Raw genomic sequence first — 305 nt, 5'->3', positions numbered from 1 at the left:
GGGCTACCGCTGGTCAGCACGCCTAAGAATATGCTCAATGCTACGTTGAACTGGCAGGTACTGGATGATTTGAATGTGTCGCTGGTTGGGGAAGTGCGCAGTAAACGTTTCCGCGGTACCGCCGATGTGCAGGGGCCACAGGGGCCGCAAACGGTGGAGCTGTATTACAAATCCTATGAATTATTGCATCTGGCGGCCCGCTATCAGGTTAATGATAATCTGGCCATTCATGGTCGCATCAACAACCTGTTAGACGAAAACCTTTCTACTCGCAGTTGTTTATTGTCGGCAGATGAGCTGGGCTA

General features: G+C 51.1%; 1 protein-coding gene. It reads left to right on the top strand.

The features are described from left to right. Nucleotides 1-305: TonB-dependent receptor domain-containing protein (locus J0A66_RS22680; protein WP_206576059.1), on the top strand; the 305-nt coding region annotated here is incomplete at both ends.

It is taken from the genome of Bowmanella dokdonensis (assembly GCF_017254865.1).
In the GTDB taxonomy this organism is placed as follows: Bacteria; Pseudomonadota; Gammaproteobacteria; order Enterobacterales; family Alteromonadaceae; genus Bowmanella; species Bowmanella dokdonensis.
This window is presented reverse-complemented; position numbering and strand designations above follow the sequence as displayed.